Here is a 24,438-nt window from a genome sequence, read left to right on the forward strand (position 1 = left end):
CCAGGGAGCTCCACATGAGTGATAGCCAATCCGCACCGGCACTGAAGGAAATCTTCAACGCCGAACGTTTCGCCCATATCGCCGACGAAGTGCGCGCCGTGTATCCGCGTTTCGATTGTAAAGCGTTCCTCGACATGGCCAACGACGGTCTGGCGCAACGTTCGGTGATGCAGCGCATGGCGCGCACCAGCGAGTGCCTGCATGCCGTGCTGGGCCTGGACTACGAGCAGGCCCTGGAGGTGCTCGAGGCGCTGGCTCCACGACTCAACAGCGGTTTCGTCAGCATGTTCCTCGCCGACTACGTGGCAACCTACGGCGCCCATGACTTCGCCCGCTCCATGGAGGCGCTGAAGTATTTCACCCGTTTTGGTTCTTCAGAGTTTGCCGTTCGGCATTTTCTGCGCAGTGATTTGCAGCGCGGCTTGGCGCTAATGCATGAATGGTCGCTGGACGATAACGAGCATGTCCGTCGCCTCGCCAGCGAAGGCAGCCGGCCACGCCTGCCCTGGTCGTTTCGCCTCGAAGCGGTGCAGGCTGATCCGTCGCTGGCGGCGTCGATTCTCGACAACCTCAAGCGCGACAGCAGCCTGTACGTGCGCAAATCGGTGGCCAACCACCTCAACGACATCACCAAGGACCATCCGGCCTGGGCCCTCGACGTTATTGAAGGCTGGTCACTGGAAGACCCACGCACCGCCTGGATCGCCAAACACGCCCTGCGCAGCCTGATCAAACAGGGTGATTTGCGGGCGCTGACGGTCATCGGTGCCGGGGCCAAGCCGCAAGTGAAGATTCACAGGCTCAAGGTCGAGCCAGCAGTGATCAGCCTCGGCGAGGGCATCACCCTGTCGCTCGAACTGCAATCCACCGCCGACCAGGACCAGCGCCTGGTGGTGGATTACGCCATCGAGTACGTCAAGGCTTCCGGCGCGACCTCGGCCAAGGTGTTCAAGCTCAAGGGCCTGGCCCTGCCCGCTCACGCCCGCCAGACTTTGAGCCGCGCCCAGCAGATTCGCGACATGACCACCCGCAAGCACTATGCCGGCAGCCATGCGGTGCACATCATGGTCAATGGTGAGCGACTGGCGAGCACCGCCTTCGAAATCCGCGACTAAAGGTCCGGCCCGAGCAACAGGCCCTGTTCCGAGTCACACAGTTGCACGACGTAATCCCAGAGCAGGCGCAGGCGTACCGATTTGTGCAACTCGCGCCGGGTACTCATCCAGTAACTGCGCTGGATGCGCTCGGCAGGGAGTAACGCTACCAACTGCGGGTCGCCGCTGGCCAGATAGCACGGCAGCACCGCGATGCCCAGGCCGGCGCGTGCCGCCTGTTGTTGGGCGATCACGCTGGTGCTGTGGAACACCACCCGGGGGTTACGACAGAAGCTGTTGAGGAACATCAATTCCTGGCTATACAGCAGGTCGTCGACATAACCGATCCAGGCATGCTTGCCTAGGTCTTCGCGACTGCGCAGCGGCGGCGCACGGTCGAGATAGTCCTGGCTGGCGTACAGCGCCAGACGGTAATCGGTGAGTTTGCGGGTCACCAGCATGTCTGCCGCCGGGCGCTCCAGATGGATGCTGATCTCGGCTTCGCGGTTGAGAATGCTGACAAAGCGCGGCACCGCCACCAACTCCACCTCAAGCCCCGGGTAACGTTCGAACAGTCCTTGCATACGGCTGGCGAGGAACATGATGCCCAGGCCTTCGGTCACCCCCAGGCGAATCTTGCCCAGGGGCGCGCTCGACTGGGTGATTTCCTCTTGGGCCTGTAAGGCCACGTTTTCCATGGCCTCGGCGTGTTTAAGCAGGGCTTCGCCGGCCGGCGTCAGTTGGTAACCCTGGGCGTGCTGGACGAACAACGCGGTACCGAGGCTCTGTTCGATCGCTTCGATGTGCCGTGCCACCGTGGCGTGGGTGGTTTTCAGGCGCTTGGCCGCTGTCAGCAGGCGCCCGCTGCGCTGCAATTCGAGAAAAAACCGTAAGTCATTCCAGTCGAACATGGACCGTCCTTGTGTCACGTCTGAGGGTGATTGTTTATAAACGCACAGCGGCTGCGTAAAAACTAACATTCTTTTGTCGAAAGCTAACAACTAGGATCAAGCGCAATAAGAACAACAAGCAGTGAGGTCAGGGATGCAACCTGCCGTTGATGGATACGATTACATCGTGGTCGGCGCCGGTCCCGCCGGTTGCCTGTTGGCCAACCGGCTCAGCGCCAACCCGCAGCACCGGGTCCTGTTGCTCGAGGCCGGTGGCCGCGATAACTATCCGTGGATTCACATTCCGGTCGGCTACTTGTTCTGCATCGGCAATCCGCGCACCGACTGGTGTTTCAAGACCGAGGCGCAGGACGGCCTGCAGGGCCGCAGCCTGAGCTACCCTCGGGGCAAGGTGCTCGGTGGCAGCTCATCGATCAACGGCATGATCTACATGCGCGGCCAGGCCGGCGACTATGATCGCTGGGCCGCTGACGGCAACCCGGGCTGGAGCTGGAACGAGGTACTGCCACTGTTCCGCCAGAGCGAAAACCATTTTGCCGGTGACTCGGAGTTTCACAGCGCCGGCGGCGAGTGGCGAGTCGAACGCCAGCGCCTGTCATGGCCGATCCTCGATGCTTTCCGCACGGCCGCCGAACAGACCGGCATCGCCAGCATCGACGACTTCAACCGGGGCGACAATGAAGGCTGCGGCTACTTCCAGGTCAACCAGAAAGCCGGGGTGCGCTGGAATGCCGCCAAGGCCTTTCTCAAACCGGCGGCCCAGCGTCCCAACCTGACGGTGCTGACCGGGGTCGAGGTGGACCGGGTGCTGCTGGAAAACGGCCGGGCGAGCAAGGTGGTTGCGCGCTGGCAGGGCCAGTCGAAAAGCTTCAGCGCACGCCGGGAAATCATTCTCAGTGCTGGCTCCGTCGGCTCGCCAGGGATTCTCCAGCGCTCCGGCATCGGCCCTGTCGACCTGCTCAAACGCCTGGGGATCAATGTCGTACACCCACTCAACGGCGTCGGTGGCAACCTGCAGGATCACCTGCAACTGCGGCTGATCTACCAGTTGGAAAATGCCCGCACCCTGAACCAGATCGCTGGCAGTTTGTGGGGCAAGATGGGCATGGGCTTGCGCTACCTGTACAACCGCAGCGGTCCGCTGTCGATGGCCCCCAGCCAACTCGGCGCCTTTGCCCGCTCCGGCCCTGAACAAACATCGGCGAACCTTGAATACCACGTGCAACCGCTGTCCCTGGAGCGCTTTGGCGAGCCCTTGCATGCCTTCCCGGCGTTCACCGCCTCGGTCTGCGACCTGCGCCCGCAAAGCCGTGGACGTATCGACATCCGCTCGGCCGACCCGCAGCAGGCGCCGCTGATCCAGCCCAACTACCTGAGCCATCCCGAGGACCTGCGTGTCGCCGCCGACGCCATCCGCCTGACCCGGCGCATTGTCGCCGCCCCCGCGCTACAGCCGTTCAAACCGGTGGAGTACCTGCCGGGCGCTGCCTTGCAGACCGAGGAACAACTGCACGAAGCCGCCGCACGAATCGGCACGACTATCTTCCATCCAGTGGGCACCTGCCGCATGGGCCAGGACGCCGATGCCGTGGTCGATGCCGAGTTGCGAGTGCACGGGATTCCCGGCCTGCGCATCGCCGACGCCTCGATCATGCCGCGCATCACCTCGGGCAACACCTGCTCACCGACGCTGATGATCGCCGAAAAAGCTGCCCAACTGATCCTCGCCACATCGACTGCAACCACCACCTCTGTAGGAGCGAGCCTGCTCGCGAAAAACGTCAACGATAACGCGGCCATTCTGAAGGAACGCAGCGCCCTTGAGTTCTTCGCGAGCAGGCTCGCTCCCACAAAAAAAGAGCACGCAACACCAGTGAAACAACAATAAATACACACTGTGAGGGATCGATATGTCAGAGCAAGCGCAAGCAGTCGCCGGCACGCTCAGTACCGGCACCAGCAAGGAAACCCAGAAAGTCATCTTCGCCTCGTCCCTGGGGACGGTGTTTGAGTGGTATGACTTCTTTCTCTACGGCGCCCTCGCGGCGGTGATCAGCAAGCAGTTCTTTGCCGGGGTCAACGACACCACGGCCTTCATTTTCGCGCTGATGGCGTTCGCCGCCGGCTTTGTCGTGCGCCCCTTCGGCGCGCTGGTGTTCGGCCGCCTCGGCGACATGATCGGGCGTAAATACACCTTCCTCGCCACCATCATCCTGATGGGCGTGGCGACCTTTGCCGTCGGTCTGCTCCCTACCTACGCCAGCATCGGCATCGCTGCACCGATCATCCTGGTGGTGCTGCGCATGCTCCAGGGCTTGGCCCTGGGCGGCGAATACGGCGGCGCCGCAACCTACGTCGCCGAACATGCACCGATTGGCAAACGCGGTTTCCATACCAGCTGGATTCAATCCACCGCGACCCTGGGGCTGTTGCTGTCATTGCTGGTGGTGCTCGGCTGCCGTTACTTCACCGGTGACCAGTTCGAAGTCTGGGGCTGGCGCATCCCGTTCCTGCTGTCGATCGTGCTGCTGGGCATTTCTACCTGGATTCGCCTGAGCCTGCATGAGTCGCCGGCCTTCCTGAAAATGAAAGAGGAAGGCAAGTCCTGCAAGGCACCGATCCGCGAGTCGTTCGGCAACTGGCAGAACCTCAAGGTGGTGCTGATTGCCCTGTTCAGCATCAATGCCGGGCAAGCCGTGACCTTCTATGCGGCGCAGTTCTACGTGCTGTTTTTCCTGACCCAGTTCCTCAAGATGGACCCGGCACTTGCCAATACCTTGCTGATTATCAGCGTGGTGATCGGCGCGCCATTTTTCATCTTCTTCGGCTGGCTGTCCGACCGGGTCGGGCGCAAGCCGATCCTGATGCTCGGCCTGCTGCTGGCCACCGTGCTGTACTTCCCGATCTTCAAATCCCTGGCCCACTACGCCAACCCGGCCATCGACCGGGCCAGCCAACAGGCGCCAATCACCGTACTGGCCGATCCGGCCACCTGCACCTTCCAGTTCGACCCGGTGGGCAAGGCGCGCTTCGATAGCCCTTGCGACAAGGTCAAGACCTTCCTGGTCAAGCAGGGCCTGCCTTACAGCAGCGTTGCCGCGCCAGCTGGCAGCGGCGTGCAAGTGAGCATCGGCGAGATCAAAATCGATGGCTACGACGAAGCCGCCTTGCGCGGTGCGGTAACCCTGGCCGGCTACCCGCAGGCGGCTGACGCCCAGCAAGTGAACAAAGGAATGATCGTCGCCCTGATCGTCGCCCTGATCATCATTTCCGCCATGTGCTACGGCCCGCTGGCGGCGCTGATGGTCGAACTGTTCCCGACGCGCATCCGCTACACCTCAATGTCCCTGCCTTACCACATCGGCAACGGCTGGTTCGGCGGCTTCCTGCCCACCGTGTCCTTTGCCCTGGTGGTGTACACCGGCGATATCTTCTACGGCCTGTGGTACCCGGTGCTGATTACGGCAGTGAGCCTGGTGGTGGGCATGTTGTGCCTGCGTGAAACCAAGGATGTCGATCTGGAGAAAAACTGATCGCGTTGACTGAGGTTGCCTGAACTGTAGGAGCAGCCGGGCGGCGATCCGTCTGCTCGCGAAAGACCTGAGACCGCCGTGGGCTTTCAGGTTGCGCGCGTTATCATTGACGTTCGCCGCGAGCAGGCTCGCTCTTACAATTAACCTCCACCACTGTCATATATCCGTCATATATCAGTCATATGTACGGAACAACTTTCAGAAATCTGTTGTTACCTGTCTAAAAGCCAAACAAAGCCCATTAATGGTTTGACTCGGCAAACTCGCCTGAGTACATTGCGCGGGTTGGCCAGCCCAACCTTTTTTCAACTCAACAAAGAATTCAATGGACACAGTATCTAGACGCTGCCCGGCTATTGCCAATGTGCAAGGCCGGGCATTCAACAATGCAACTGACGGGACTCGACAGCCCCGGTCAGGCAAGCTGCGCTAGAGCCTGAGCTCCAACGTGGCATGCCGCGCCGGTGTCTGTCCGGTCGCGAGGCATGTCATGAACCTTATCAGCACACTCATCCCTGGTTCCCGCGCTTTTATCAAGGCGCTGCGGATCAAGCCATGCCGCGAGCCTACGCTTATCGCGCGCCCACTGTGCCCCCCTTCTCCTTTGCGCCTGCAGCCTCGTCTGCGTGGCCATTGGCGTGTCTGCCCGGTCAGCGGGCAACGCCAGCAACGCTGGGGCTATGCCGCCAGCCTTGAGCCCCCGAGTCGCTACTTCGCGCGCCTGTTGCAACCGCCGGGCCTGGGCCGTGGGGCGCGCACTTTCAGTTGATCTGAAAGTTATATTCAATATTTCAACCAGCGTTTTCCTTATTAAGGGATTCGACAACTTTTTATTGCCTGTAAAAAGCGAGAAACACTATGGATGACCCAAGTAGACGGTTCGCTGCATCTCCTGTTGCCGTGGAGTTGCAGCGAACGTTAAACGCCAAAAAACAACAACTTCCGTTATCGATCGTCGGTTTGCGCTTCGACATGCTTTCGCTCGCCTTTAAATAGCTGAGTGGTCGCTGTGTCGTGCCGCAAGCCTGCGGCAGGAGCACACAGCATGAGCACTGTAAAAAACCGCCAAAAACCACTGCGGGACGCCAGCACCGACGAGCACAAACTGTCGATGCGCGCTGCCCGTGAAGCCCGCAATGGCCTGGCTGCAACCCTGGCCAACGTCCAGGCCACCACCGACGGCCTGACCGAACTCGATGCCGAAGGTCGCCTGCTGCGCGAGGGCGCCAACGAGGTGGCGCATGACAAGCCGCCGCACGCCCTGGTGCAGGTACTCAAAGCCTTCAACAACCCGTTCATCTATGTGCTGATGACCCTGACCCTGATCAGCTTCGTCACCGACTTCTGGTTGCCCCTGCAAAAAGGCGAAGAAACCGACCTCACCGGCGTGATCATTGTGCTGGTCATGGTCCTGGCCAGCGGCCTGATGCGTTTCTGGCAGGAATACCGCTCCGGCAAATCCGCCGAAGCCCTGAAGACCATGGTTCGAACTACCGCCACCGTACTGCGCCGCGAGCAACCGGGCAGCACCCCGACCCTGCGCGAAGTGCCGATGCGCGAACTGGTAGCCGGCGACATCGTGCAACTGTCCGCCGGTGACATGATCCCGGCCGATATTCGCCTGATCGAGTCCCGCGACCTGTTCATCAGCCAGGCGGTGCTCACCGGCGAAGCGCTGCCGATTGAGAAGTACGACACCCTGGGCAATGTCGCGCAGAAATCCGCGTCCACGGCGGCGGCCGACCAGTCGAACCTGCTCGACCTCTCCAACATCTGCTTCATGGGCACCAACGTGGTCAGCGGCACCGCGCGTGCCGTGGTCGTCGCCACCGGCCCACGGACCTACTTCGGTTCGCTGGCCAAGGCGATCGTCGGCTCACGCACGCAAACCGCCTTCGACCGTGGGGTCAACAGCGTCAGCTGGTTGCTGATCCGCTTCATGCTGGTGATGGTGCCGGTGGTGCTGCTGATCAACGGGTTCACCAAGGGTGATTGGGGCGATGCCTTTATGTTTGCCCTCGCGGTAGCCGTCGGCCTGACCCCGGAAATGCTGCCGATGATCGTCAGCGCCAACCTGGCCAAAGGCGCGGTAGCAATGGCCAAGCGCAAAGTGGTGGTCAAACGCCTGAACGCGATCCAGAACTTCGGTTCGATGGATGTGCTGTGCACCGACAAGACCGGCACCCTGACCCAGGACAAAATCATTCTCGAACATCACATCGATGTCGACGGCAAGCGCGATGCGGGCGTCCTCGAACTGGCCTGGCTCAACAGCTATCACCAAAGCGGCATGAAAAACCTGATGGACCAGGCAGTGGTGCAGTTTGCCGAGCAAAACCGCACCTTCAAGAAACCCTTCGCCTACAGCAAAGTCGATGAGTTGCCATTTGATTTCATCCGCCGGCGCTTGTCGATCATCGTCAAGGACAGCCACGACGACCACTTGCTGGTGTGCAAGGGGGCGGTCGAGGAGATGCTCGGCATTGCCAGCCACATCTATGAGGACGGCGTGGTCGTGACCCTCGACGAGCAGCGCCGAGCCGAACTGCTGACCCTGGCCAGCCAATACAACGAAGACGGCTTCCGCGTGTTGCTGGTGGCCACCCGCAAAATTCCACGCAACCAGAGCAAGGCGCAATACACCGCCAGCGACGAGCATGACCTGGTCATCCGCGGCTTCCTGACGTTCCTTGATCCACCGAAGGAAACCGCCGGGCCGGCCATTGCCGCGCTGCGTGAGATGGGAGTCAAGGTCAAGGTGCTGACCGGCGACAACGCCGTGGTCACCAGCAAGATCTGCCGTGAAGTCGGCCTGGAGCCCGGCGCGCCCCTGCTGGGCCCGGAAATCGAGGTCATGGACGAGCAGACGCTGCGCCAGGAGGTCGAAGAACGCAGCGTGTTCGCCAAACTCACCCCGCTGCAGAAGTCGCGGGTGCTCAAGGCACTGCAAGCCAATGGTCACACCGTCGGTTTCCTCGGCGACGGGATCAACGATGCCCCGGCCCTGCGCGATGCCGACGTGGGTATCTCGGTGGACAGCGGCACCGATATCGCTAAGGAATCGGCGGACATCATCCTCCTGGAAAAGAGCCTGATGGTGCTCGAAGAAGGCGTGCTGAAAGGCCGCGAAACCTTCGGCAACATCATGAAGTACCTGAACATGACCGCCAGTTCCAACTTCGGCAACGTGTTCTCGGTACTGGTGGCCAGCGCCTTCATCCCGTTCCTGCCGATGCTGGCGATCCACCTGCTGCTGCAGAACCTGATGTACGACATCTCCCAACTGGCCCTGCCGTGGGACCGGATGGACAAGGAGTACCTGAGCAAACCACGCAAGTGGGATGCGAAGAACATCGGGCGTTTCATGCTGTGGATCGGCCCGACCTCGTCGATCTTCGACATCACCACCTTTGCCCTGATGTGGTACGTGTTTGCCGCCAACAGCGTGGAAATGCAGACCCTGTTCCAGTCTGGTTGGTTTATCGAAGGGCTGCTGTCGCAGACCCTGGTGGTGCACATGCTGCGTACCCAAAAGATCCCGTTCTTCCAGAGCACCGCAGCCTTGCCGGTGATTCTGATGACCGGCCTGGTGATGGCCGTGGGGATTTACATCCCGTTCTCGCCACTGGGCAACCTGGTCGGCCTGGAGCCGCTGCCATGGACCTACTTTCCATGGCTGGTGGGCACCCTGCTCAGCTACTGCGTGGTCGCGCAACTGATGAAGACCCTGTACATCCGCCGCTTCAAGCAATGGTATTGAGTGCCTGAGCCCACCCTGCAATGCGAGGCCGCCACGCTCGGGCGTGGTGGCTGCGTCGCTGAAGAACATGGAAGACCCTATATGCCAAAGTTCGATTTCAGTCGCCACCTGCACGCCTTGACCCGCGACCTGCCCGCCACCCATGGCCGCCGTCTGCGGCGCAACCTGCTGTTCACCGGACTGACCCTGACCATCATCGGCTGCCTGACACTGATCTCCAGGGCCCATGCTGCGGTCGATGCCTACGTGGTGGATGACCTGGGCGCGGAACAACATGTCGGCGACGATGCGGCTGCCCCGGTCCAGGCCGTTGCAATCACCGGCAACACCGGCACTGTACATTCATACAGATAATCATTGATCGATAGTGCCAGACCGCGCATGCTGTGCACCTTCCGACCCTTATGACTGATGGTGGTTATGCGGCTGTATCTGTGTGAAAAACCCTCCCAGGCCAAGGACATTGCCGCAGTGCTCGGCGCCAGCCGGCGTGGCGACGGTTGCTGGCTGGGCACGGGGATCACCGTCACCTGGTGCATTGGCCACCTGCTGGAAACCGCGCCGCCGGATGCCTACGACGCGCGCTATAAACGCTGGGTGCTGGAAGACCTGCCGATCATTCCCGAGCAATGGAAGATGCTGGTCAAGCCCAAGACCGCCAGCCAGTTCAAGGCGGTCAAGCGACTGCTGGGCGAGGCCAAGGAGCTGGTGATCGCCACCGACGCCGACCGCGAGGGCGAAATGATTGCCCGCGAGTTGGTGGAACACTGTCGCTATCGCGGGCCGATCCAGCGGCTGTGGCTGTCGGCGCTGGACGACGCGTCAATCCGCAAGGCCCTGGCGGCGCTCAAGCCGGGTGCCGAGACCTTCAGCCTGTATCACTCGGCACTGGGGCGCTCACGGGCCGACTGGTTGATCGGTATGAACATGAGTCGTCTGTTCACCCTGCTCGGGCGTCAGTCCGGTTATCAAGGGGTATTGCCGGTGGGTCGGGTGCAGACCCCGACCTTGCGCCTGGTGGTCGACCGGGATCGCAGCATTGCCGACTTCGTGCCGGTGCCGTACTGGGCGATCGATGTGCAACTGCTCCACGACGGCACGCCGTTCACCGCGCAATGGCGGGCCGCAGCGGATGTCTGTGATGAACATGACCGCTGCCTGAACCAGGAACTCGCCCGGCAAGCTGCCGAGGCCATGCGTAGCGCCGCCAGCGCACGTTTGGTCAAACTGCGCACCGAGCGAGTTCGTGAAGTGGCGCCGTTGCCGTTCGACCTCGGCACCCTGCAGGAGATCTGCTCGAAGAAACTCGGTCTTGGCGCTCAGGAAACCCTCGACGTTGCCCAGGCGCTATACGAAACCTACAAAGTCATCACCTACCCGCGCAGTGATTGCGGCTTCCTGCCGCTGAGCCAGCACGCAGAAGCGCCCGCGATTCTCGATGCGTTGGGTCGTGCTGACCCGAGCCTCGCGCCCCTGCTCAAGCACCTGGAACCACAACGCCGCTCGCGAGCCTGGAACGACGCCAAGGTCAGCGCCCACCACGGCATTATTCCCACTGCCGCTGCGCAAAACTTCGAGCGTTTGAGCGGCAAGCATCGTGCGGTCTATACCCTGATCCGCGCGCGCTATCTGGCGCAGTTCCTGCCCAACCACGAATACGACCGCACCCAGGCCGACTTCGACTGCGCCGGCCAGGCCTTGCGCGCCGTGGGTAAACAAGTGGTGGAGCCGGGCTGGAAACGCGCCTTGCCGGAAGCCCTGGCACCGGCCAAGGGCCGCGAAGCCCCGGCCCCGCAAAACCTGCCGCCGCTGACCCAGGGCTGCGACTATGCGGTGGCCGGGGTCAACCTCAAGGACCTCTGGACCCAACCACCCAAACCCTTCACCGAGGGTGACCTGATCAAGGCGATGAAGAACGTCGCCAAACTGGTGCAAGACCCGCTGCTCAAACAGAAGCTCAAGGACACCACCGGGATCGGCACCGAGGCTACCCGTGCCGGGATCATCCAGGGTTTGATTGATCGCGGTTACCTGATCAAGAACGGCAAGGCCCTGGCTGCCACCCCGGCGGCCTTCAGCCTGATCGACGCCGTACCCCGGGCCATCGCCGACCCTGGCACCACGGCGATCTGGGAGCAGGCACTGGACATGGTGCAAAGCGGAGAAATGAGCCTGGAAGAATTCGTCGCCAAACAGGCGGCGTGGATGAGCAAACAGGTCGGCCGCTGCAGCGGTCTGCGCCTGACCATCAGCGGGCCGGCGAGCCCAGCGGGTAAAGGTGCGACGCCGTGGAAGAAAAAACGCAAAACAACCAGGGGCAAGGCGGCACCGACGGCCAAGGGCAAGCCCAGGGCGGCAAAACCGGCTAAGTGATGCCTGATAGCGGTGAGGCCATCCGCCACACCGCATCAACTTCTTCGCCAGCAAGCTGGCTCCTACAGAGGGACTGCCCTACCCCCCCACCACCGGACAAGGCCCACCCGCCCCCGCCCAGCGCTTGAACTGGCTGACAAACTCATCATGGGGCACCGGCACCGGCGCACGATCGCCGCCCGGATTCCACCCCCAGAGCACCAGTTTGTCGTCGCTGATGTGCTTGATCAGCGCGGCGAAGTCGCGGTCGCCGTTGCTCGTCCGGTCCTTGATCATTTGGCACAACTGATCGGCCGGTAACCCGATCCAGGCCATCTTGTGCGCGGGCGGCGGCAGGCTCCAGTGCGGTGCTCCCGGAGGCGCATGGGGACCGTAGCTGGCCGGCGGATTGCTCTGCGCATGACAACTGGCGCACGGCAAACCAACCGCCCCCTTGCCGTCCGGACCACGAACCACGTTCATTCCATGGGGCAGCCCGGCGTCGAACTGCAAGGGCGCATCACCGGGAATATGACAGTTCTGACAACGCGGGCTCTGAAACACTTTCTGCACCGTGGCAAAGGCGTCCAGCGCCGCCTGGTCTTGAGCGAACAGCTCAGAGTGATAACCGCCTACCCCCAGCAACAACAAGGTGCCCAACACCAGATGACGGCTCATCTCAGACTCCTTCCAATTGCAGCGGCAACTCGCGCAGGCGCTGCCCGGTCAGGGCATAGACCGCATTGGCGACGGCCGGCGCGGTCGGCGGCACACCGGCCTCGCCAATCCCGCCGGGCTTTTCACTGCTGGGCAGGATGTGCACTTCGACCCGCGGCATCTCGTTGAGCCGCAGCACCTGATAGTCGTGGTAGTTGGACTGCTCGACCTGCCCCTCCTTGATCGTCAACTTGCTGTGCAGGGTGAAGCCGAGGCCGAAGGTGATGCACGACTCCATCTGCGCAACGATGCTCAGCGGGTTCACCGCAATCCCGCAATCCACCGCGCAGACCACCCGGTGCACGCGAATCTTCAGGTTGTCCTGGGACACTTCGCTGACCTGGGCCACGTAGCTGCCAAAAGACTCATGCACGGCCACCCCCAACGCATGCCCAGCCGGTAACGGCGCTTTCCAGTTGGCCTTTTCCACCGCCAGGTTCAGCACTCCGAGATGCCGTGGCTGGGCCTTGAGCAGAGTTCGGCGATACTCCACCGGATCCTTGCCAGCGGCTGCAGCCAATTCATCGACCAACGATTCCATGACAAAAGCCGTATGACTGTGCCCCACCGAGCGCAGCCACAGCACGCTGATGCCGGTCTGCGGTGAATGCAGTTGCACCTGGTGATCGGCCAGACCCGTCAGGTACGGACTGTCCACCACGCCCTCGACCGAGGTTTTGTCGATGCCATCCTTGACCATGGTCGCCGCCAGCGAGGTACCGGCCATGATCGACTGGCCGACCATCACCTGCTTCCAGGCCACCGGCATGCCATCGTCACCGAGGCCAATCCGCGCATGATGGAGGAAGGCCGAACGGTAATAGCCGCCGCGAATGTCGTCCTCGCGTGCCCACATGGTCTTCACCGCAGCGCCAGCGGCGTGGGCCACCTGTACCGCCTCGCTGACAAAGTCCGAGGTGGGATTGGCGCGGCGACCGAAGCCACCACCGAGGAACTCGGTGTGGATCACCACTTGCTCGGGCTTGAGCCCGGTGATCTTCGCCGCGACCATCTGATCGAGGGTCTGGAACTGGGTGCCGGTCCAGATCTCGCACTGCTCGGCGCTGATTTTCACCGTGCAATTGAGCGGTTCCATCGGCGCGTGGGCCAGGTACGGCACGCTGTACTCGACGTCGATGGTTTTGCTCGCCTTGGCCAATCCGGCGTCGACATCACCAGCCTGGCGCGCCGGCGTACCGGGAGTGGTCGCCAACTGGCGGAAACGCTGGAGCAAGCTGACGCTGTCGAGCCCGGCGTTGGGTCCGGGATTCCAGTCGATTTTCAGCGCGTCACGGCCCAGTTTGGCCGCCCAGTAATGGTCTGCCACCACGGCCACACCCGTCGGGACCTGCAGCACCTTGCGCACTCCAGGGATCGCCAGCGCGGGCTGGGCGTCGAACGAAGCGACGCTGCCACCGAACATCGGCGGCCGGGCGACCATGGCCGTGAGCAAGCCGTCGAATTGCACATCGATGCCGAAGCGCGCCTGGCCGGTGATTTTCTCCGGGGTGTCGAGGCGTGGGGTCGGCTTGCCGATCAGGGTCCAGTCCTTGGGCTGCTTGAGGGTGATTGTCGCCGCATCCGGCATAGGCAGTTGCCCGGCATCGTTGGCCAACTCGCCGTAGGTGGCACGTTGTTCGCCGGCAATCACCACACCAGGCTCGGTACGGATTTGCGACGGCGCGACATTGAAGCGCTTGGCCGCCGCCTCGATCAACATCAGCCGTGCGGCGGCACCGGCCAGGCGATAGCGATCGAACTCCATCCAGGTCGAGGTCGAGCCACCGGTGATCTGCATCCCACCAAACCCCGGCAAGCCGTAATCCGCCGCCGACGCGGGGCCATGCTCGACGCGAATACTGGCCCAGTCGGCATCCAATTCCTCGGCCACCAGCATGCTCAGGCCGGTCCAGATGCCCTGGCCCATTTCCGAGTGCCCCAGCAGGATGGTCACACTACTGTCAGGGGCAATGCGCAGAAAGGCGTTGGGGGCGAAGATGCCGTCCGCCGTGCTGGCCGCCCGGGCAAATCGATTGCCGCCGGGGATGACAAACGCCACCACCAGGCCGGCGCCGAGCACTGCACCGCCTTTGACAAAGGCGCGCCTTGAGCTGTCGATGGGGTCCTTCATGATCAGGCCTCCCGCAACTGCGCGGCGCGTTTCACGGCCGCGCGAATCCGCACGTAGGTGCCGCAGCGACAGATATTGCCCGACAGCGCCTGATCGATATCGCTGTCGCTGGGCGAGGGAATTTTCTCCAGCAGGGCCACCGTGGCCATGATCTGCCCGGACTGGCAGTAGCCGCACTGCACCACGTCGAGTTCGGCCCAGGCGCGCTGCACCGGGTGCGAGCCGTCGCTGGACAGGCCTTCGATGGTGCGGATTTTCTGTCCGCTGGCCACCGCAGCGGCCGGGGTGATACACGAGCGCAACGGCCGGCCATCGACATGCACGGTGCAGGCACCACATTGCGCCATGCCGCAGCCGAACTTGGTCCCGGTCAGTTGCGCAACGTCGCGCAGTACCCACAACAACGGCATGTCGCCGGGGACATCCAGGGGTTGATCGTTGCCATTGATATTGAAGGTCAGCACAGCAATCTCCTGCAGGGTCACGGGTGAGCGACGCTGTGGCCAAGGGCCTACGCGCGCTTCGTCTGGTGTGTTGAGTCAAGCGCACTTTCCCCCCACATCCGGGGTGGCGCGACCACCGGTCAAGCCAGCCGTATTGCAGCCGACCACCTAAAAGCAAACCAATATCATTTGCACCAATAGCGGCCATTTGCTTTAATCGCGACCAATTCCCATTTGCACCGCCCCAGCCGTATGGACATGCGCTCTTTATGATGGTCGTCGAAACCTCACCCGTGCAGCACCTCTACACCAGCCACCATCGCTGGCTGTATGAATTGTTGCGTCGTCGCCTGAGCAATGCCTTCGATGCGGCCGACCTGGCCCATGACACCTTTATTCGTGTGCTCAAGCGTCCACAGCAGTTCGACTGTGAAGTGCACGCCCGTTCCTATCTGGCGACCATTGCCCGTGGCCTGTGCATCGATCACTGGCGCCGGCGGCAACTGGAACAGGCCTGGTTGCAGGCCCTGAGCCAACAACCCCAGGCCCTGCAGCCCTCCCCCGAGCAACGGGCGATCATTGTCGAGACCCTGCACGAAGTGGACGCGATGCTGCAGCGCCTGCCGCAACGGGTCAGCGATGCGTTCATCCTCGCGCAACTGCATGGCATGCCCTACAAGGACATCGCCGTGGAAATCGGCGTGTCCGAACGGATGATCAAGAAATACCTGGCCCAGGCCCTGCTGCACTGCGCCCTGCTCGAGGCCGAACTCGACGGCCTGCTGATCGAGTAAGCGCCCATGCCTGCCGCCGCCTTGAACAAACTCAGTCACGCCAGCCTGCAACAGGCGGCCCATTGGTACGTGCAGTTGCACGACCAGCAGGTCGGCGAACAGGAGCGCCTGCGTTGGCAAGCCTGGCTGGACCAGAGTGGCGAACATCAGGACGCTTGGCGCTATGTGCAACGGGTCGGCGAGCGCTTCGCACCGCTGCACGGCGACGGCGAATCACAGGCGGCGAGCATGGCTTTGCGCGGTGGTGGGCGCAGCCGCGTGTCACGGCGCCAGACCCTGAAGTCGTTGCTGGTACTCAGCGGCGGTAGCCTGCTGGGCTGGAGCGCGTGGCGCCAGACGCCGCTGCCGGACACCCTGAACCGCTGGACCGCCGACCTTTCCACCGGCACCGCCGAGGTCCGCGAAAATCGGCTCAGTGATGGCAGCCGCCTTTGGCTCAACGCCCTGAGCGCGGTGGATGTGCGCTTCGACAGCCATCAGCGACTGCTCGAACTGCGCCTCGGCGAAGTGCTGGTGGACACCGCCCGCGATTCGCTGCGGCCGTTTCTGCTGGACACCCCACAAGGCCGTCTGCGCGCCCTGGGCACCCGCTTCGGCGTCCGCGAAAGCCACGGGCAAACCTTGCTCAGTGTGTTTGCCGGTGCCGTTGAAGTGCGTTTGGCCAACGATCAGGTGCAGGTGGCAAACGCTGGCCAGCAGTTGAGTTTCGCGCAAAACGCCTTCGGCCCGCTGCAACCCGTCTCCCCCGCCCGCGAAGCCTGGCGCCGTGGCGTGCTGCTGGCGGACAACCTGCCCCTGGGGCAATTGCTCGAAGAACTCGGTCGCCACCGCCATGGCCACCTTGGCTGCGACCCGGCCGTGGCGCAAATGCCGGTGATGGGTTCCTTCCCCCTCAAGGACACTGACCAGGCCCTGCGACTGCTGGCGGCAGCGCTGCCGATCCGCGTTGAAACACCGCTGCCGTGGTGGGTCAATGTCGGTGCCAAAAGCTGAACATCGAGCCTGACCACATTATTTTTCCGCAGGTGGTTCCCTTTTCCGTCGTTCGTTCGGTTAACCCCACAGAAGCACTTCAATTGCCGAACGACTTGATCCAAAGGGACCTCCATGCCGCACCACGTCGCCGCCCGTTTTCGATTTGCCTTGCGCCCCCTGGCCCTGGCCTTGCCGGCCGCTCTGCTGAGCCTCGCCCCGGCAGCCGCCCACGCCGCTGACACCCCTGCCAGCGAACAGTCCAGCAGCAAGCACCAGTACGCCATCGCGGCCGGCTCGCTGGTGACGGCGCTGAACAGCTTTGCCGAACAAAGCGGTGTGTTTCTCGCCGGGCACAACGACCTGGCCAGCGGCAAACGCAGTGCCGGGCTGAACGGCAACTTCACTGCCCAGGAAGCCCTGCAACGCTTGCTACAGGGCAGCGGCCTGCAGGCGCAGGCGCTGGACAACGGCGGCTACATCCTGCAACCGGCGCCCAAGGGCGACGGCACCCTGGAGCTGGGCGCCACGACTATCTCTGGCAGCCAGGCCCTCGGCGCGACCACCGAAGACACCCACTCCTACACCACCGGCTCGACCTCGTCGGCCACCGGCCTGCCGCTGTCGCTGCGCGAGACGCCGCAATCGGTCACCGTGATTACCCGTCAGCAAATGGACGACCGCGGCGCCCAGGACGTCGGCGATCTGCTGCGCAATACCCCGGGTATCACCCAGCAGGCCTATGACAGCGACCGCATGGAGTTTTCCTCGCGCGGCTTCGCCATCACCAACTACCAGTACGACGGCATCAACCGTCCGTACGACGGGGTCTACGGCGAAGCGGCGACCAACGTCGACGCTGCGACCCTCGATCGCGTCGAAGTGATCAAGGGCGCCACCGGCCTGATGACCGGTTCCGGCGACCCGTCCGCCACGGTCAACCTGGTGCGCAAAAAGCCGACCAAGGAATTCAAGGCTTCGGTCAGCGGCACCGTCGGTTCCTGGGATGCCTACCGCACCGAAGGCGATATCTCCGGTTCGTTGAACGACAGCGGCAGCGTGCGCGGGCGCTTTGTCGGCGCCTATCAGGACAAGAATTCCTACCTGGACCATTACAGCCAGAAGAAAGACCTGTTCTATGGCATCCTCGAAGCCGACCTGACGCCCGACACAATGCTGACCTTCGGCATCGACAAGTCCAGCGTCACACCGCGCGGCACCTCCTGGACCGGCAACCCGACCTATTTCGCCGACGGCGGGCGCACCGACTTCTCGCGGCATTTCAACCCGGGCGCCGACTGGAGCCGTCGCGACTTCGACGACATCACCTACTTCACCTCCCTGGAGCAGGCACTGGCCAACGACTGGAAACTCAAGGTCAGCCTCGACCAGAAAACCACCGACCACGACACCCGCCTGGCCTCCGCCAGCGGTGGCAACCCGGACCGCGCCACCGGCGAAGGGATGTTCCTGTATTGGGGCCGCTGGGAAGGTCATCGGGTGCAGAACACCGCGGACGTGAACGTCTCGGGCCCCTTTAGCCTCGGCGGTCGCGAGCATGACCTGGTGGCCGGCGTGATGACCTCGCACTCGCGCCAGACCGGCGCCACCTACGACACCAGCGCCTTCGCCCAGGTGCCGGGGAGCATCTACGACTGGGACGGCGACCTGCCGTATCAGAACTTCCCGAAAAACGGCAAGTACGAGCGCACCCAGAGCCAGAACGGTGTGTACCTGGCTACGCGCCTGCGCCCTACCGATGACCTGTCGTTCATCCTCGGCGGTCGCGTCAGTACCTTCAAATACAACGAAGACTACAGCTACTACTCGGGCGCCGGCCTCGATCCGACCCACGCCAGCTACAAGGAACACGGGGTGGTCACGCCGTACGCCGGGGTGGTCTATGACCTGGACGATACCTACTCGGTCTACGCCAGCTACACCTCGATCTACCAGCCGCAGACCTACAAGGACATCGACGGCAAGACCTTGGCGCCGGTCGAGGGTGACAGCTACGAAACCGGCCTCAAGGCTGCTTACCTTGATGGCCGCTTGAACGCCAGCCTGGCGCTGTTCCGCATCGAGCAGGACAACGTTGCCGAGTCGGTCGGCACCAATCCGGTGACCAACGAAGGCATCTACAAGGCCATCGATGGCGCGACCACCCAGGGCATCGAACTGGAACTGGCCGGAGAACTGCAGGACGGCTGGAACCTGATGGCCGGCTACACCTATGCCCGCACCCGCGACCAGGATGAGCAGCGGATCTTCGGCTACCCGCTGACCACCTCGAAACCGGAACACGTGATCCGCACCTTCACCACCTACCGCCTGCCGGGCGCGCTGGACAAGGTCACCGTCGGTGGCGGCGTCAGCTGGCAGAGCGCGTTCTATGGCAACATCTACAGCCCCACCGTGGGCGACTACACGCGGATCAAGCAAGGCGGCTTCACCCTGGTCGACCTGATGACCCGCTATCAGTTCAACGAGCACCTGAGCTTCACCGCCAATGCCAACAACGTCTTCGACAAGAAGTACCTGTCGGGCCTCGGCAACTTCGACACCACCTTCTACGGCGAGCCACGCAACCTGACGCTCACCACCAAGTGGGACTTCTAAACCAGTAACACCCGCACGCCGTCCACTCCCCCGGGCGGCGTGCGATTTTCCTGCGCGTTGCCGCGAGCCTTTAGCCACCAGAGCGCATACACTGCCCCTCTGCACTGCTCAAGGACCGCTACCGATGAACCACGCCAGCCCCCGGAATGCCGATCAGGCCCCACGTTTCTGGCGTGACGACGCCCTGCCTTTCATCGAGGCCCGGGCCATCGCCGATGGTCGCGAAGTCTGCTACTCACGCCACTCCCACGAGCATTTTTCCATCGGTGCCATCACCGCCGGGCGCAGTACCTATCTGCACGAGCAGTCGTCCTTCGAAGTGTCTGCCGGCACCGTGGTGCTGATGAATCCGGGCGACGTGCACGCCTGCAATCCGATCGACGATCAACCCTGGTCCTATCGCATGCTGTATGTCGAGACGCCGTGGCTGATCGATCTGCAGCACCAACTGGGTTTTGCCGCTGACCTGGATTTTCGCCCCTTCAGTAGCACCCACAGCACCGATATCGAGCTGTTCAAAGGCCTCAATCAGTTGTACGAGGTGCTGGTGGATGAACAGGCCAGCACCCTGCACAAATACAGCACAGCGGTGGCCTTTTTCAGCGACGTGCAGATCCGCCTCAATCCGGCCGAAGTCGAGGTCGAGGTCGCCGAGCCCAACTTCAAGCTGGAGCGGGCCGCCGAATACATCCGGGAGCACTGCACCCAGGCGCTGAAACTCGAGGACATCTGTGCGGCGGCGCGGCTCTCGGCCTCATACCTGATCCGTGCCTTCAAGCTGCGCTACGGCATGACGCCCCACGCCTATCTGGTCAATCGGCGCATTCAGTTCGCCCGCCAGCAACTGCGCCAGGGTCGGCTGATTGCCGACGTCGCGCTGGAGGCCGGGTTTGCCGACCAGGCGCATTTCCAACGGGCGTTCAAGCAGCACCTGGCGGCGACACCCGGGCAGTATCGCGGCTGAGTTGCGGCCTCAGGGCAACAGCAGATAACCGGCGCTCGCTGCCAGCAAGGCGGCCATCAGGCGATTGAACAGGCGCATGCCGGCGGCGTTGCTCAGGTAGTGCTGCAGGAACGTGCCGGCATAGGCCCAGCACGCCACCGACAGGTAGCAGATCACCAGGTAGATCGCCGCAAACTGCCAGACCAGCCGTGCCTCGCCGTCCGCGACGAAGGCCCCCATTCCGGCGACACAGGCCAGCCAGGCTTTCGGATTGAGCCACTGCATCAAGGCGCCATACAAAAAACTCGGCGCCTTGCCCTCATTGGCGCCGCCCAGTCGACCGTCATCAGCGGCCAGCTTCCAGGCCATGAATAAAAGAAACGCCACCCCGGCCCACTGCACGACACGGGTCAGCACCGGCCAGGCTTGCAGCAACTCATGCAGTCCCAGCCCCATCAACACCAGTAACAGCACAAAGCCCAGGGTCGCCCCCGCGACGTGCCGCTGACTGGCACGAAAGCCGTATTGCGCCCCCGAACCGAGGGCGACGATGTTCACCGGCCCCGGGGTAATCGAAGCGACCAAAGCAAAGGCGGCCATGGAAATCATCAGGTTCATTGCGTACTCCAGACACTTGGGGACATCCCGGCGCTCAAGGTAGGGGGATGGGTTCCTGCTGTATTGAAGAAAAACGCCCTGCAGCCGTATGACAACAACCCTTTCACGGGTTCTGATAAATCCTTAAATCCGTTAATCTCGGATTTTTCTTACCCAGGAAGGACCCAGGAAATGCCCATGCTCGACACCCCCCTGCAAGACCTCGCTGCCCCTGAAGGCGTCTGCTACGGCTGTGGCGGCCGCAACCCCCATGGCCTGCACATCAAGAGCCGCTGGGATGACGATGGCTCGCAGGTCGTCGCCGAGCATCTGCCGGACGAAAAGTACTGCGGCTGGCCGGACCTGGTGTACGGCGGGCTGATCGCCATGCTGGTGGATTGCCACTCCAACTGGACGGTCATGGCCTACCACTACCGCGCCGAACAACGCGAAGCCGGCAGCCTGCCGCGCATCGACTGCGTCACTGGCAACCTCGGCATCAAATTCATCAAACCGACCCCGATGGGCGTAAAGCTGACCTTGAAGGCGCGGGTTGAAGGCGAAGTCGGACGCAAGACCCGGGTGATCTGCGAGATTTATGCGGGGGATGTGCTGACGGCGGTGGGGGATTCGGTGTTTGTGCGGGTGGATACCGGAAGGTTGGCAGCAGCGGCTCATGGGCGGGAGGCGACGCAGGGGTCGTGAGGTTGGGGCTTTTGCTGCGGGGGGTTGGTTGATGACCATGACCACCCCCATCATGGCCACGACAACAACCTGAAATCGGCCTACGTCCACGTGATCGCTGACGCGCTGACCTCGGTGCTGGCGATCGCCGCCCTCCTCGCCGGGCGCTATGTGACGGTCGAATTTCGCCCGGCCTGATTGACCATTTTTTTGCAAGGAACCCTTCATGCCTCCAGGCAAACGCGAACTGGCACGGATCGAGCGCCGGTTGATCGCCACCCTCACCGACGCCTGCGAAACGGCCAAAGCTGAAATCCACGGCTTTGCCTGGCTTACCCATACAGTCAATCTCAACGCCCTGACTGACACTTTGCGGATCACCTGGGTGTTCGACACCCAGGTCGACCGCCAAGCCGCCGAAGCCAGCGCCAAGGCACGCATCGTCGAACTCACCGCCATCGCCTTGCACGAGGCCGACATCGACTTGGCGCTGTCCTCACGCAACCTGCGCCTGGACTCAGAAGAAGAATGCCAACGCAGCCACGCCGGCGACTGGCGCAAGCGCCTGGCCAGGAGTAGTTGAGCATGGCCAAGGAAATCGAAAACCCCTGCATCGCCGTGTGCCAACTCAGTGGAGACCTGTGCATCAGTTGCGGGCGCAGCAAAGCCGACATCCGTCAGTGGAAACGCATGAAGCGCCCGGAAAAAATGGCTGCGGTGGCACGGGCGACCCAGCGCTTGAAAAGCTTGAAGGCGAGCGCGCGCAAATCCTGAAAACACTGCGAACCCGTCACACCGCCATCGCGAGCGGGCTCGCTCCTACAAGGGTCGCGGCCAATCACACAAATCTGTGAACAGCGCAAACCTGCAGGAGCTGGCTTGTCGGGACGCCGCATCGCAGCGAAAGACCTGAGACCGCTGCCGACAAATCCCGCAAAACATCCGTTAGATGGCAGACTTCCCTCAATTCACCCCTACGGAGACCACCATGCTCGGAGCATTCGAACGCCGACTCGACCCCTTCCCGCCCGACGAGGCGCCGCCACCGCCGATGGGCATGGTGCGTTTTCTGTGGGCCTGCACCCGAGGCGCTCGCGGTTACATTCTGGCGCTGGCGTTGCTAAGTGCCGCGGTGTCGATCTACGAAGCCTGGCTGTTCGCCTTTCTTGGCCAGGTGGTCGACCTGCTCGCCAGCTGGCAGGCCGGCGGCGCGGCGCCGGGTGAGGAACGTCGGGTGTTGTGGGGGATTGGCATCGTGCTGGTGACCAGTATCGGCCTGGTGGCGTTGCGCACCATGGTTCAGCACCAGGTGTTGGCGATCAATCTGCCGCTGCGCCTGCGCTGGGATTTCCACCGGCTGATGCTGCGCCAGAGCCTGTCGTTCTTTTCCGATGAGTTCTCTGGGCGGGTCACTACAAAGGTCATGCAGACCGCATTGGCGGTGCGCGAGGTGTTGTTCACCCTGATCGAAATCCTGCCGGGGATCGGCGTCTACTTCATCGCGATCATCGCCCTCGCCGGCGGCTTCGCCCCAAAACTGATGCTGCCCTTTGTGCTATGGCTCCTGTTGTTCGGCCTGGCGATGCTGTACTTCGTGCCGCGCCTGGGCAAGGTCGGCCAGGAACAGGCCCACGCCCGCTCGTCGATGACCGGTCGGGTCTCCGATGCCTACACCAACATCACCACGGTCAAACTGTTCTCCCACTCCAAGCGCGAGGCACATTTTGCCCGTGCGGCGATGGAAGATTTCAAGGTCACCGGCTTTCGCCAGATGCGCCTGGTCAGCCAGTTCGAGATCGTCAACCAGGCACTGGTGGTCGGCCTGATCATGGGCGCTGGCGGTTACGCGTTGTGGCTCTGGCATCAGGGGCAAGTCGGCACTGGCGCGGTGGCGGCGATCACCGCCATGGCCTTGCGCATCAATGGCATGTCGCACTGGATCATGTGGCAGATGACTTCGCTGTTCGAAAGCTTCGGCACCGTGCAGGACGGCATGGCGACCCTGACCCTGGGCCCCAAGGTCCAGGACGCACCGAATGCCGGAACCCTGGTACCGATTGGCGGCGCGGTGAGTTTCGACAACGTCAGCTTCAACTATAACGGTGAGCGCCAGGTGCTCGATGGCCTGAGCCTGGACATCCGTCCGGGAGAGAAAATCGGCCTGGTGGGTCGCTCCGGTGCCGGCAAGTCGACCCTGATCAACCTGCTGCTGCGCTTCTACGATGTCGACGCCGGGGAGATTCGCATCGATGGGCAGAACGTTGCCAACGTGACCCAGGACAGCCTGCGCAGTGCGATCGGCATGGTCACCCAGGACACCTCGCTGCTGCACCGTTCGATCCGCGACAACATCGCCTACGGTCGCCCGGATGCCACCGATGAGCAGATCCAGCGCGCCGCCGCCAACGCCCAGGCCGACGGCTTCATCAGCCAGCTCAGCGACCGCCAGGGCCACAGCGGTTACGACACTCTGGTGGGCGAACGCGGGATCAAGCTGTCCGGCGGCCAGCGGCAACGCATTGCTATCGCCCGAGTGATGCTGAAAAACGCGCCGATCCTGCTGCTCGACGAAGCCACCAGCGCCCTCGACTCGGAAGTCGAAGTGGCGATCCAGGAAAGCCTCGACGAGATGATGCAGGGCAAGACCGTGATCGCCATCGCCCACCGCCTGTCCACCATCGCCGCGATGGATCGGCTGATCGTCATGGATAACGGGCAGATCATCGAGCAAGGCACCCACGCCGAGTTGCTGGCGAAAAACGGTACTTATGCGCGGTTGTGGCAGCACCAGAGTGGCGGGTTTCTGGGGGAGGATCAGGGGGTGGTTGAGGAAGTGGAATAAGCCGTGCGGCACCTGGCGCGCCCCGCGCCAGGTGCCAGGTGCCGCC

19 protein-coding genes and 2 pseudogenes are annotated in these 24,438 nt (G+C 62.7%); 16 read left to right on the plus strand and 5 right to left on the minus strand.

All coding sequences use genetic code 11. From position 1 onward, the window contains the following. The first annotated feature begins 14 nt into the window (after positions 1-14). On the plus strand, positions 15-1,115 hold the full coding sequence (locus tag NR126_RS01835; RefSeq protein WP_256829550.1) for a DNA alkylation repair protein: 1,101 nt from the start codon (positions 15-17) through the stop codon (positions 1,113-1,115). On the opposite strand, the gene NR126_RS01840 is transcribed toward NR126_RS01835, so the two are convergent. Continuing rightward, complete coding sequence (locus tag NR126_RS01840) at positions 1,112-2,005, minus strand: LysR family transcriptional regulator (protein WP_256829551.1); 894 nt, start codon at positions 2,003-2,005, stop codon at positions 1,112-1,114. The genes NR126_RS01835 and NR126_RS01840 overlap by 4 nt on opposite strands. Positions 2,006-2,138: 133 nt before the next feature. On the opposite strand from NR126_RS01840, the pseudogene NR126_RS01845 reads away from it, so the two are divergent. The 6 genes and pseudogenes from NR126_RS01845 to NR126_RS01870 all read left to right on the plus strand — a co-directional run. Then, positions 2,139-3,734, plus strand: a pseudogene (locus NR126_RS01845) (GMC family oxidoreductase); the annotation flags it as partial. A 181-nt stretch (positions 3,735-3,915) separates the two neighbouring features. After that, complete coding sequence (locus NR126_RS01850) at positions 3,916-5,538, plus strand: MFS transporter (RefSeq protein WP_027620861.1); 1,623 nt, start codon at positions 3,916-3,918, stop codon at positions 5,536-5,538. A gap of 490 nt (positions 5,539-6,028) precedes the next feature. Beyond that, positions 6,029-6,307 carry a hypothetical protein gene (locus NR126_RS01855; RefSeq protein WP_081786423.1) on the plus strand — a complete coding sequence of 93 codons (279 nt, stop codon included), beginning with the start codon at positions 6,029-6,031 and terminating at the stop codon, positions 6,305-6,307. A gap of 276 nt (positions 6,308-6,583) precedes the next feature. After that, positions 6,584-9,298 carry a magnesium-translocating P-type ATPase gene (gene mgtA / locus NR126_RS01860; RefSeq protein WP_027620859.1) on the plus strand — a complete coding sequence of 905 codons (2,715 nt, stop codon included), beginning with the start codon at positions 6,584-6,586 and terminating at the stop codon, positions 9,296-9,298. An 81-nt stretch (positions 9,299-9,379) separates the two neighbouring features. After that, positions 9,380-9,652: a hypothetical protein gene (locus NR126_RS01865; RefSeq protein WP_027620858.1), complete on the plus strand. Its 273-nt coding sequence runs from the start codon at positions 9,380-9,382 to the stop codon at positions 9,650-9,652. Positions 9,653-9,718: 66 nt separating this feature from the next. Continuing rightward, positions 9,719-11,671 (plus strand): DNA topoisomerase III, encoded by a 1,953-nt coding sequence (locus NR126_RS01870; protein ID WP_256829552.1) that lies wholly within the window; start codon positions 9,719-9,721, stop codon positions 11,669-11,671. 78 nt (positions 11,672-11,749) lie between these two features. Here the strand turns inward: NR126_RS01870 and NR126_RS01875 are convergent, their stop codons facing one another. Genes NR126_RS01875 through NR126_RS01885 form a run of 3 tightly spaced genes read right to left on the minus strand, consistent with a single transcriptional unit; the run spans position 11,750 to position 14,962 of the window. Beyond that, on the minus strand, positions 11,750-12,328 hold the full coding sequence (locus NR126_RS01875) for a hypothetical protein (protein WP_256829553.1): 579 nt from the start codon (positions 12,326-12,328) through the stop codon (positions 11,750-11,752). A 1-nt stretch (position 12,329) separates the two neighbouring features. Then, positions 12,330-14,498, minus strand: a complete 2,169-nt coding sequence (locus NR126_RS01880; RefSeq protein ID WP_256829554.1) for a xanthine dehydrogenase family protein molybdopterin-binding subunit — start codon at positions 14,496-14,498, stop codon at positions 12,330-12,332. Between the two features lie 2 nt (positions 14,499-14,500). After that, positions 14,501-14,962: a (2Fe-2S)-binding protein gene (locus NR126_RS01885; RefSeq protein ID WP_027620854.1), complete on the minus strand. Its 462-nt coding sequence runs from the start codon at positions 14,960-14,962 to the stop codon at positions 14,501-14,503. Between the two features lie 248 nt (positions 14,963-15,210). On the opposite strand from NR126_RS01885, the gene NR126_RS01890 reads away from it, so the two are divergent. The 4 genes from NR126_RS01890 to NR126_RS01905 all read left to right on the plus strand — a co-directional run bounded on the left by NR126_RS01890 (position 15,211) and on the right by NR126_RS01905 (position 20,290). Further along, on the plus strand, positions 15,211-15,735 hold the full coding sequence (locus tag NR126_RS01890) for a sigma-70 family RNA polymerase sigma factor (protein ID WP_256829556.1): 525 nt from the start codon (positions 15,211-15,213) through the stop codon (positions 15,733-15,735). A 6-nt stretch (positions 15,736-15,741) separates the two neighbouring features. After that, positions 15,742-16,728, plus strand: a complete 987-nt coding sequence (locus NR126_RS01895) for a FecR domain-containing protein (RefSeq protein WP_105755234.1) — start codon at positions 15,742-15,744, stop codon at positions 16,726-16,728. Between the two features lie 114 nt (positions 16,729-16,842). Further along, complete coding sequence (locus NR126_RS01900; RefSeq protein ID WP_027620851.1) at positions 16,843-19,326, plus strand: TonB-dependent siderophore receptor; 2,484 nt, start codon at positions 16,843-16,845, stop codon at positions 19,324-19,326. A 124-nt stretch (positions 19,327-19,450) separates the two neighbouring features. Further along, positions 19,451-20,290 carry an AraC family transcriptional regulator gene (locus tag NR126_RS01905; protein WP_256829557.1) on the plus strand — a complete coding sequence of 280 codons (840 nt, stop codon included), beginning with the start codon at positions 19,451-19,453 and terminating at the stop codon, positions 20,288-20,290. Between the two features lie 9 nt (positions 20,291-20,299). Here NR126_RS01905 and NR126_RS01910 read toward each other — a convergent pair whose 3' ends face one another. Beyond that, complete coding sequence (locus NR126_RS01910) at positions 20,300-20,887, minus strand: LysE family translocator (RefSeq protein WP_027620849.1); 588 nt, start codon at positions 20,885-20,887, stop codon at positions 20,300-20,302. A 171-nt stretch (positions 20,888-21,058) separates the two neighbouring features. On the opposite strand from NR126_RS01910, the gene NR126_RS01915 reads away from it, so the two are divergent. The 5 genes and pseudogenes from NR126_RS01915 (at position 21,059) to NR126_RS01935 (ending at position 24,392) form a co-directional block, all read left to right on the plus strand. After that, a complete protein-coding gene (locus tag NR126_RS01915; protein ID WP_105755231.1) occupies positions 21,059-21,571 on the plus strand; it encodes a PaaI family thioesterase in 513 nt (170 codons plus the stop codon). Positions 21,572-21,604: 33 nt separating this feature from the next. Further along, positions 21,605-21,724 (plus strand): annotated as a pseudogene (locus NR126_RS01920) (cation transporter); the annotation flags it as partial. 52 nt (positions 21,725-21,776) lie between these two features. Then, the gene (locus tag NR126_RS01925) at positions 21,777-22,133 is read left to right on the plus strand and encodes a hypothetical protein (RefSeq protein ID WP_105755230.1); all 357 of its coding nucleotides are present in this window, start codon (positions 21,777-21,779) and stop codon (positions 22,131-22,133) included. A gap of 2 nt (positions 22,134-22,135) precedes the next feature. After that, a complete protein-coding gene (locus tag NR126_RS01930; RefSeq protein ID WP_027620846.1) occupies positions 22,136-22,324 on the plus strand; it encodes a DUF1289 domain-containing protein in 189 nt (62 codons plus the stop codon). Between the two features lie 214 nt (positions 22,325-22,538). Beyond that, a complete protein-coding gene (locus NR126_RS01935) occupies positions 22,539-24,392 on the plus strand; it encodes an ABC transporter ATP-binding protein (RefSeq protein ID WP_105755228.1) in 1,854 nt (617 codons plus the stop codon). Positions 24,393-24,438: the final 46 nt, after the last annotated feature.

It is taken from the genome of Pseudomonas sp. Pse1 (genome assembly GCF_024519635.1).
Classification (GTDB): domain Bacteria; phylum Pseudomonadota; class Gammaproteobacteria; order Pseudomonadales; family Pseudomonadaceae; genus Aquipseudomonas.